The 9132-nt window shown below is 40.5% G+C and carries 5 protein-coding genes; 2 read left to right on the top strand and 3 right to left on the bottom strand.

Translation table 11 applies throughout. The features are described 5' to 3' along the window. Positions 1-762, top strand: a 762-nt coding sequence (locus PX636_RS04320; RefSeq protein WP_288116321.1) for an RpnC/YadD family protein, incomplete at its 5' end; no start/stop codon positions are given. Positions 763-892: 130 nt separating this feature from the next. Here the strand turns inward: PX636_RS04320 and PX636_RS04315 are convergent. From PX636_RS04315 to PX636_RS04305, 3 genes are all read right to left on the bottom strand, one after another. After that, positions 893-1459: a hypothetical protein gene (locus PX636_RS04315; RefSeq protein ID WP_288116320.1), complete on the bottom strand. Its 567-nt coding sequence runs from the start codon at positions 1457-1459 to the stop codon at positions 893-895. Between the two features lie 49 nt (positions 1460-1508). Beyond that, positions 1509-7430, bottom strand: coding sequence for a type I polyketide synthase (locus PX636_RS04310; protein ID WP_288116319.1), 5922 nt, complete (start codon positions 7428-7430; stop codon positions 1509-1511). A gap of 84 nt (positions 7431-7514) precedes the next feature. Further along, positions 7515-8474: an enediyne biosynthesis protein UnbU gene (locus PX636_RS04305; RefSeq protein WP_288116318.1), complete on the bottom strand. Its 960-nt coding sequence runs from the start codon at positions 8472-8474 to the stop codon at positions 7515-7517. On the opposite strand from PX636_RS04305, the gene PX636_RS04300 reads away from it, so the two are divergent. Continuing rightward, positions 8473-9015, top strand: a complete 543-nt coding sequence (locus tag PX636_RS04300) for a Uma2 family endonuclease (protein ID WP_012264720.1) — start codon at positions 8473-8475, stop codon at positions 9013-9015. The two genes, PX636_RS04305 and PX636_RS04300, sit on opposite strands and share 2 nt — an antisense overlap. The last annotated feature ends 117 nt before the right edge of the window (positions 9016-9132 follow it).

The raw sequence follows: 9132 nt of genomic DNA, 5'->3' as shown, positions 1-9132 counted from the left end.
TATGCTGATAAATTATTGAAAGTTTGGTTATTAGATAATCAGGAAATCTGGCTTTTAATTCATATTGAAGTCCAAAGTCAATATGATCTAAAATTCCCTCAACGAATGTTTATTTATAATTATCGAGCCTTTGATTTGTACCATAAACCCGTTATTAGTTTAGCTATTTTAGGGGATGAAAGTAGGTCTTGGCGACCGGATTTTTATCAATATGGGTTAGGGGGAAGTCAAGTGAGAGTCGATTTTTTAATGGTCAAATTATTGGATTATCAATGGGAAGACTTAGAACAAAGTGAGAATATTTGGGCTATAATAGTCATGGCACACCTAAAAACTAAGGCTACGACTAATAATCTCAGGGAGCGTGAACAATGGAAGTGGAACTTAGTCAGAGGTTTATATCAAAGGGGATTAACCAAGTTTGAGATTATCAATCTAGGGAAATTCATTGATAAAATGATGACCTTACCCCCGCAACTTCAACTTAACTTTAAAACAAAACTCAGTCAATACGAGGAGGAAAACAAAATGCCTTTTTTAAGCACCATAGAAGAAATGGCTCTCGAAGAAGGAGCTAAATTAACTAACCAAAAACATATCATTTTGGCTTTACAAAGTCGTTTTGGGGAGATTCCTAATTCCCTGATTGAAACGATTAACCAAATTGAGGATGTGTCTGTCTTAGAGGGTCTTTTTGTCCCCAGTATTACTATTAATTCATTGGGGGAATTTCAACAGCTAGTTAATGACTCTTTATCATAATATGAGAAGGAGAGCAATCATGCTTTTTTTAAGAACTAGAGACAACTTTTCAGCACAATTAACTAGAAGAATAGGGTAAATACTCATTTACCCCCATTTTCCTAATACTTTCTTTAACTTTGGCTAAAATTTAAACTAATCTCCCCTCATTCATAGGTGGAAAACGATGATAATACATGGCAATCATCATGGGAATTAGAACCATTAAGTTATAGAAAAGATGCAGTTCTAACCGAGGAAACCAAATTTGTCCAATACTAATAGGAACGCGAGAATCCCATAAGTTTTGACCAATAACAGCTTGTCCTAAGAGTAAAGCGTGTTCAAAATGATGATAGAATTGTAATCCTAAAGCCAAATCCCACCAAAGACGAGCTTTTCCATGAAAAGAAGGACGAAAAATAGCTAACCCTAATAACATAAAAAGAGCGTGTCCATAGTGTAGCCATTCCGAGCGCATTAACCAAGGTTTCCAGAGTCCTAATAACCCTAAACACTCCGGTCTCGGCCATCCTAAAACCCACAATTGATAAGCTTGAATAATATGTTCTGATATGTGGGCAATAGTCACTATCATAAAGATTTGCATCCCCAATTTATGCCAGCGTCCATTCATCGCATAAACGAAAGAACGGATGATATTTGAAATCAGTTGAATAGGGTTTCTTTGGTTGGGAATTTGTCGAACTGTAGTCATGATTTGGTTCTCCTGTGGTTTTAAAAAGGGTAAAACTGGATAATTTTTATCAGAAAACCTTTAATGGTTCTGTCTGAAGTAAGTCCGATTTTTCTGGAACTGTTTGGACAAATATTGCCAAGATGAAAGCTGTCTTGATTTCTCGGAAAGAAACAGGTAAAGTGATGATTAAATCCTTTCCTGAAGATAACCACAAAATAGGGGATAAAGGGGTTAATTGTTGAGAGAAAGACGATAAAGTTAACGGGATATCGAGACTCAAACCCGCTTTCTTAATACTTTCTTTAGCAGACCAAATGCGAGTCGCTGCCATATTAAAATCCTCATGATTCTCTTGACTAATTACCTCCGCTAAATTAAAGGAATTTTCCCCCAATAAATCGCGCCACATCTGCACATCACGGGGGATAATCGGTTCCAGATCGCATCCTGACGCACCCTTAAGCACAAGGGTTAAATCTTCGGCATGAGATACCGAAACCGTCTCGTTATCGCTTAATTCGGGCTTGCCATCCCCCCGACGCTGAATTACACTAGGGGATGAGGTTAACATCCCTAAACTGCGATCGCTTCTGACTCGTCTTTCTACCGTTGCATCCCGATCGAGAATTAAAGTTAAATCGACATTAGGCATCACCTCCTTAATCTTTCGTTCTAAATAACAGGGTAAAAGGGCTGGAATCCAGGGATCTTGAGGATTTCTGTGTTTAATCACCTTTAATTCCAATCCTTGCCACACTTCTAAGAGATTGCCATCGTCATCCAATACCTCAAGATCATAGACAAAGGTATCTCCTTGATGCAGTCTTTCTTTGGCTGAAACAAACTGATTTTCGCCTAAATTGACAGAATATACCGTTAAGCGTTCTATGCCAGTGGGTAAAATAGTGGCATGGGGAACACAAGCTTGTAAAGCATGGATAACGGCATCTCTTGCCCCTGCATCGCCTAAAATCAGGGATTGAGGTAAATAACGACTAAACCAAGCAGTTTTTTGCTCAATCTTAATTTCTGCAATACATTCGGTTGCTTTGAGATGAGAATAACCCTTAATTCGTTGAAATCTTGCTTTATGGAACAATAAATGACCATATAAGTCCGTATCTGGGTTAATTTGAGGGTTATTTTTTCCTTCTTTAAGGGGGACAGGGGGGATCATTGGGCGACAGTCTGGCGCCCCCACAGAAGAATGGCTGATGATGGCTTCAAAATGATCGATACTAAACCCTGTATTGGCACAGCGAATAACGGCCTTAACCTTTCCAGAATCGGTGATTAAGGTAGCAATTTGTATCTTTAAGGGTTGATCGGCAGAAACCACGATCGGACGGTTAAATTTAACCGATTCAAACCTTAATCCTCCAGTTTCCCCCTTGTTAAGGGTTTGATCCTCCTTCCTTGCTAAGGTGGGGAGTAATGCAGTGGCCACCTGCGCGATCGCTTCTAACCCCAGGACACCGGGGAAAATGTATTCTCCTTGATAAACATGATCTTGTAAATAAGGATCATTGTCTAAGGATAATTCTGCTTCAGTAATCAGTTCAATTCCCGTGTAATGAACTTTCTTTGTCTCTAAAAAGCGTAAAAAAGATAATTCTTGCGGTTTTAAGCTTAAAGTCGGAGGTTCACCAAAACGCCCGGCGATGATGACAGAGGCAGTGGGTAGGGATTGATTTAAAAGTAAATGTAAGTATTTAATGCCAATATCGGGAGAAATAGGGGTAATACCTTCATTTCTTAGCTTTTCAACTGTTCCTAAACGTTCTCCCATGCCAATACCGGACCAAACCGACCATTCTAGGTTTAAACAGCGACAATTAGGGTATTTTCGACTAAATTCCCCTACAATATTCCCTAACCATTCATTGGCTAACCCATAGTCTGCTTCTCCTTTCAATCCAGTTTCGGCAATAATTGAACCGAAGGTGATTAAATAGTTGAGAGAATCGGGGTTAATTTCCGTTAAGATATGTTGCAAACCCTTGACTTTTGGGGCTAAAGTTGCTATAAAATCCTCTGGTTCGAGATGTTGAATTAATTTCGGTGTATTAACCCCTGCACCGTGTAAAATTCCCGTAATTTCTCCTAAATTTGTCTTAATTTCGGCGATAGTTTGCTGAACTGACTCAGCATCACTGACATCACAAGAATAATAATGGACTTGGATGTTTGCAGACTTCATTCTTGCTAAATTTTCGGCTAATTCTCGGTTATCTTCAGGTTGAGAACGTCCTAAAATCGCTAAGGTGGCTTTATTTTCTTTAGCTAAGGATAAGGCACATTCTGAGGCAATACCTCTCCCTCCCCCCGTCACCAAAAGAAGCTCCTTGATTTTGCTTTTATTTGAACTTTTTAGGGCTTTTTTCTGCTTAGGTTTATCGGTATCTTTTTCTAACCCTAACAAGTTTAATTGACGAAGAAACCGTTTTCCGTTTTCATCATAATAAACTTCTGTATAGCTATCAGTTGCAGTGATTTCTGAGAGAATGATATTAACTGCATTGGGATGATGAAAAGGAATATCAATGACACAGGTAGGAATCTGGCGATTTTCTAGATAAAAAGTTCTCGCAAAGGACGCATATCCTCCACCTTGTTGAATCAAAATCAAGGGTTTTTTCTCTTTTATAGATAATTTTGCTCCTTTTAAAAGCAAATCAATTTCTGATTCATCAGGATGGGGTTTTAAACAAATAATAATCCCTTTTTCCTGCTCATGCTTTAAGGTGGGTTGTAAAACAGATAAGTTAGGCAATAAAGGATGATCAGCATGGGCGATAATATGCCAATTTCCCGCTTTTTCTCGATTTATTTGCTTTTTATCTGATTTAATTAACGGTTTTTCGATTAATTCAACCGTAAACGCACGCACCCAATTATCAACACCCATAGGGATTGATTCTTGAGGAATTTGAGGATTATTTTTGCCTAATTCTTCTAAAGCTGCTGCTAGATCCTGAATAGTTGCATTGGCATAATCTGTCGGTGAATGGGGAGGAGATAAGTCTAACTGACGCGCTGCTTCGATCACTAATTGACTGACACTGATAGAATTAAGGTGCAGATCCGCCAGCAAGCGATGATGATTTTCAATGGTTTCTAGGGGTAATTCCGTTTTTTGTGCCACCAATTGACGAATAACTTCAATTTTTGAGGTTTCAGGTTTGAGGTTTGAGGTTTCAGGTTTGAGTTTTTGGCTATGATTAGGCAATAAAAGATCAATATTCTCTACTTTTGCCTGTTGACTTTTGCCCTTTACCTTGATCTCAGATGGATTGGCAATAAAATGGGGTTGATAGTCTAAATTAAAGGGACGACTAAATCTATCTTCAAATAACCCTTGATAGTTAACCTTGACACCATTAACAAACATCACTGCAACCGTTTTCAATAACCCTTGTAAAGACTCACTGCTGCTATCGAGAGAAATTACGGGAATATCCGTTATATCTGCCACTAAACGGCTTAATATCGAACCGGAACCCACTTCAATGAATAAATCAACCTCTTTCTCTGCTGACTTGACTGCATCGATGAAGCGCACCGGTGAGGTGATTTGTTCTAACAAAAGCGAGCGCCAGTCGGTATTTAATGGCAATTTTTCGCCCGTTACGGTAGAAATAACCGTTTTTTGCAGGGAATTTAAGGGATAAGTTTGTAAATAATCTTCTAAGGGTTGCACAGCCCGGGCCACTAGGGGAGAATGGAAAGCGTGGGAGACAGGCAAATAAACGGTTTTAATACCTTTATTTTGGGCTTTTTCAACAACATCTTTAATCCCTAATGCTTCTCCTGAGATTATTGTCTGATAGGGTGAATTTAATCCCGCAATCTCAACGATACGTCCATTTAATAAACTTTTAACCGTTTCTGCATCGGCGTTAATGCTGGCCATTCTACCTGTTGGGTGGCCCAGTTGTGCCATTGCTTGACCGCGAATTTTAGCTAGATTAATTAATTGAGTCTTATCATAGGCATTTGCCCAAAATAAAGCGCATAATTCCCCTAAACTGTGTCCTATGGCTAAATCTGCTTTAATATTTAAGTTTTCTAAGAGTTGTAACCCCCCTAGGCAAGCCGTAATGATCGCCGGTTGAGCAATATTCGTCACCGTGTTATCCTTACCCTTGGCTAACTGAGCCTTGTTATATAATTGTTTAATCACAGGAAAACGTCTTTCCCAGAGTCCCCCATGAAGATAAACTGGTGCGGATTGCCCCGGAAAGAGAAAACCTATTTTATTGATCTGTTTTTCGTTATTGGTAAAGATATTATCTAAATTTTGACCGGGGGGGATCAACGAGCGCAAGCCTTGCGCTCCTACAAGGTGATTGGTTAAGCTATCGGGGGAAGATGCAATAATGGCCAGACGATAGGGTAAATGAGGATTGACCTTTTTCGCTAATTCAACGGCAAGATCCGTCATTTCTGACTGGGATATGCGAGGAACAATATTTAATAACCGATTAACCTGTGCTTGTAAGTCTTCTTGACTATTTGCACTCAATAGGAATAACTCCGCATCTTGGGGAGAATGGATTAATTTTTGTTCCTGTGGCGTTAAAGTGTGACGACGAATCTGACTTAATCCCTCTATGATAATATGACTATTAATGCCCCCAAAACCCATGGCACTCACTCCTGCCCGTAAAGGTAAGGAATTTGGCCAGATTTGCCCCTCTTTTAATACCTGTAACCTTGCCTTGTCTTCGGTTAACCGAGCCTGAGGGCGATCGCATCCCGTCACTGGTGGTAAAATTTGACGATGAACCGCCATAGTCGCCTTAATTAACCCTGCTATCCCTGCCGCCGCCTTAGTATGGCCAATATTCGCTTTAATTGAACCAATAACGGCTTTATTTACCGTATCTGGATGAATACGAGATAAAACCTCTAATTCGGTTCCATCACCCACCGCCGTTCCCGTACCATGGCCTTCAAAATAAGCTATAGTATCTCCCGTAAATTCAGCCCGTTTATAGGCGCGATTTAAAGCAAATAACTGTCCTTCCACTTCTGGGCGAGTAATTCCCCCTTTGCCATCGGAAGAAATCCCCCAACCCTGAATAACAGCATAAATCCGTTTATTTTGGGCTAGGGCATCCTCATGACGCATTAACACCAGAAAACCGCATCCTTCCCCCGGAATAAACCCATTAGACCCTTGATCATACACTTTCATCTCCCCAGAGGCTAAGGCCCCCGTTTTCGCAAAACCCACCAACTCAAAAGGGTCCATACTAATATCCACACCCCCGACTAAAGCGATATCTAAATCTTCAGCGACTAAAGCCGAACAACCATTCGCTACTGCCAGTAAAGAGGAACTACAAGCCCCATCGACGATATATCCACCCCCTTTTAAGTCAAAATAATTACAAATTCTCCCCGCTATCGTATTCGAGAGATTTCCCGCTAAAGATTCCTCTCCAATCGGTTCAAAGGGTTCTTTAAAGCGATTTTCTAATTCATTTAAGAAAATTTGCCGTTCTTTGTCCGATAATCCTTGTTTTAATAATTGTTCTTCTACCCTATGACGCACATAGGGCCAACGCAATCTTAGGGTATTAGCCCGCGATAACTCGCCTGTGAGAGTATTTCCCAGTAAAACCCCGGTTGTTTCTTTATTTAACCCCTTTCCGTTGGGAAATCCCGCATCATTCAACGCCTGAGACGCAATATCTAACGCTAACCAGTGGGCTAAATCAGCCGAACGAAAGGTACTCCCCACCACTTTATAAGCAATGCGATCGAATTCATAGCCCTCAATAACGGCAGCTTGAGTCGAATAAATGACATCGGGGGCGCTTTTATCGGGAGAATAGTAGTCACTTAACGATAATCGCTCTGAGGGAAAGCGACGAAATGCCCGACGCTGAGACAGGACATTTTCCCATAATTTCTGTGGAGAATCGGCATCAGGATAAAGACAAGCCATGCCAACAATAGCAATTTGAGGAGAAGCTTTCATAGTCAGTGACCAGGAGAATGTTACTGTAGGGAGTGCCAGAAACTTGCACCCACGAGTTTTTTGCTAGTACAAGCATCTTGGTGGTTAAGGAGTTGATAAAATGCCGGAAGCCTGTACTAGGGGGAATTTTGCTTTCAGGGGTTCAACCGCTAATATCAACCCTCTGAAACAACACACCAGTGTCAATCCGAAAAACATCCCAAAAACAAGATGAAAGGACATCAAAATGCCATAAGCAACGGCTACAGATGCCCCGAAAATTATCTGCTCACGGGGGTTAATCGGTGTTGTTCCCGGATCCGTTACCATATAGAAAGTAAAGAGGACAAAAGCCACCCCTGTCATGGGTAATAGGGCGGGGATTAACGGTGTCTGAAAGATAGCACTTCTAAGGATTGCTTGTAAGATAAAAGCCCCTAACCATCCGGCAATTAAAGGCAATTTACGAGTAAAACGGGCATTTAAAAACGTTCCCGTACAAACAATTAAGACGGGTAAAATCCAATCTGCCCAACCGCTTAAATTCTCGGTAAACTGATAGGGGGGCGCGATGCCAATCCAGGGAAATAAGAGTAAGGTAACGCTAATACCAAAATTAGAAGGATTGAGAAAATGACGGGTTTTATCTGCCACTTTTAACCGAAAAATTGCTTTAGATCCGATAGCCACCGCTACTGCAAACATAATCGGAAATAAACGCTCATTAGCATAGAGTAACATAGCGATCGCTAATGAGGTAATATGGGCAGAAAGCAGAAAATCGACAAACTGACCGATACTTCCTAAATATCTAGGTTTAAAGCCATTTACCCCAGCATCAACGCTTTCTAATAATAATTCTACGCTGTAACCTGTTGCTAAAGCCACCAGAGGTTGCGCCCAAGATTGTTCAAATCCGAGGACAGTATGACCTAAAATATTGAGAAAGGTAATCGCTATAGCAAAGCGTCGTAATCCTGCTAAACGGTTAGGTTGATAAGAAACCGTAGAACGCTCTACTGAAGAGCTAAAATAGGGAAGATTAAATAATTGAGTGGTTGTCATGGTTATTGTTGAAGATGAGTTAAAGGAAATTATCTTTCCCAAAAGTGATTTACTGAGTGATGAACCCCCTATGGAAACAGAGTTACATCTGCGTCAATTGATGCTTTTGATCCAATCACTAGAGTTATTATGGAAAGACCGCCAAGATTTCTATGCTTTTGGTAATCTGACTATTTATTACAGCCCTAATCAACGTAAATCAGAATATTTTAGGGGTCCTGATTTTTTTGTGGTTTTGGGAGTAGCAAGAAAACCGCGTAAAAGTTGGGTAGTGTGGGAAGAAGAGGGGAAATATCCCCAGGTCATCATCGAGATTTTGTCTGATTCAACGGCAGAAACTGATAGAGGTTTAAAGAAAGAAATTTATCAGGAAACTTTCCGGACTCCTAATTATTTTTGGTTTGATCTCACCAGTTTAGAATTTAAGGGGTTTCAGTTGATGGCAGGAAAATACGAAGAAATTGCAGCGAATGAACAGGGTTGGTTATGGAGTCAACAGTTAGAATTATTTTTAGGGATTCATCGGAAATTTTGGGTCTGAAACCCCGCCGTTCTAGGTTGGCTTTACGTTAGAATTAAAAGGCCAGTCTCGAAAACCAAGTGGACGGCGCAGCACCTTGAAAACTCGGCTTAGGGGGTTCCGACCAGAAAAGCTTGG

Origin of the sequence: Microcystis sp. M53598_WE2 (assembly GCF_030067735.1) — a bacterium.
Taxonomy (GTDB): Bacteria; Cyanobacteriota; Cyanobacteriia; order Cyanobacteriales; family Microcystaceae; genus Microcystis; species Microcystis aeruginosa.
The sequence above is the reverse complement of the archived record's forward strand: the minus strand, read 5'-3'. Positions and strand labels throughout refer to the sequence as shown.

Coding starts and splice junctions, on each gene's coding strand:
- PX636_RS04315 (WP_288116320.1), bottom strand. CDS start 1,459: ATGACTACAGTTCGACAAATTCCCAACCAAAGAAACCCTATTCAACTG.
- PX636_RS04310 (WP_288116319.1), bottom strand. CDS start 7,430: ATGAAAGCTTCTCCTCAAATTGCTATTGTTGGCATGGCTTGTCTTTAT.
- PX636_RS04300 (WP_012264720.1), top strand. CDS start 8,473: ATGGTTATTGTTGAAGATGAGTTAAAGGAAATTATCTTTCCCAAAAGT.
- PX636_RS04305 (WP_288116318.1), bottom strand. CDS start 8,474: ATGACAACCACTCAATTATTTAATCTTCCCTATTTTAGCTCTTCAGTA.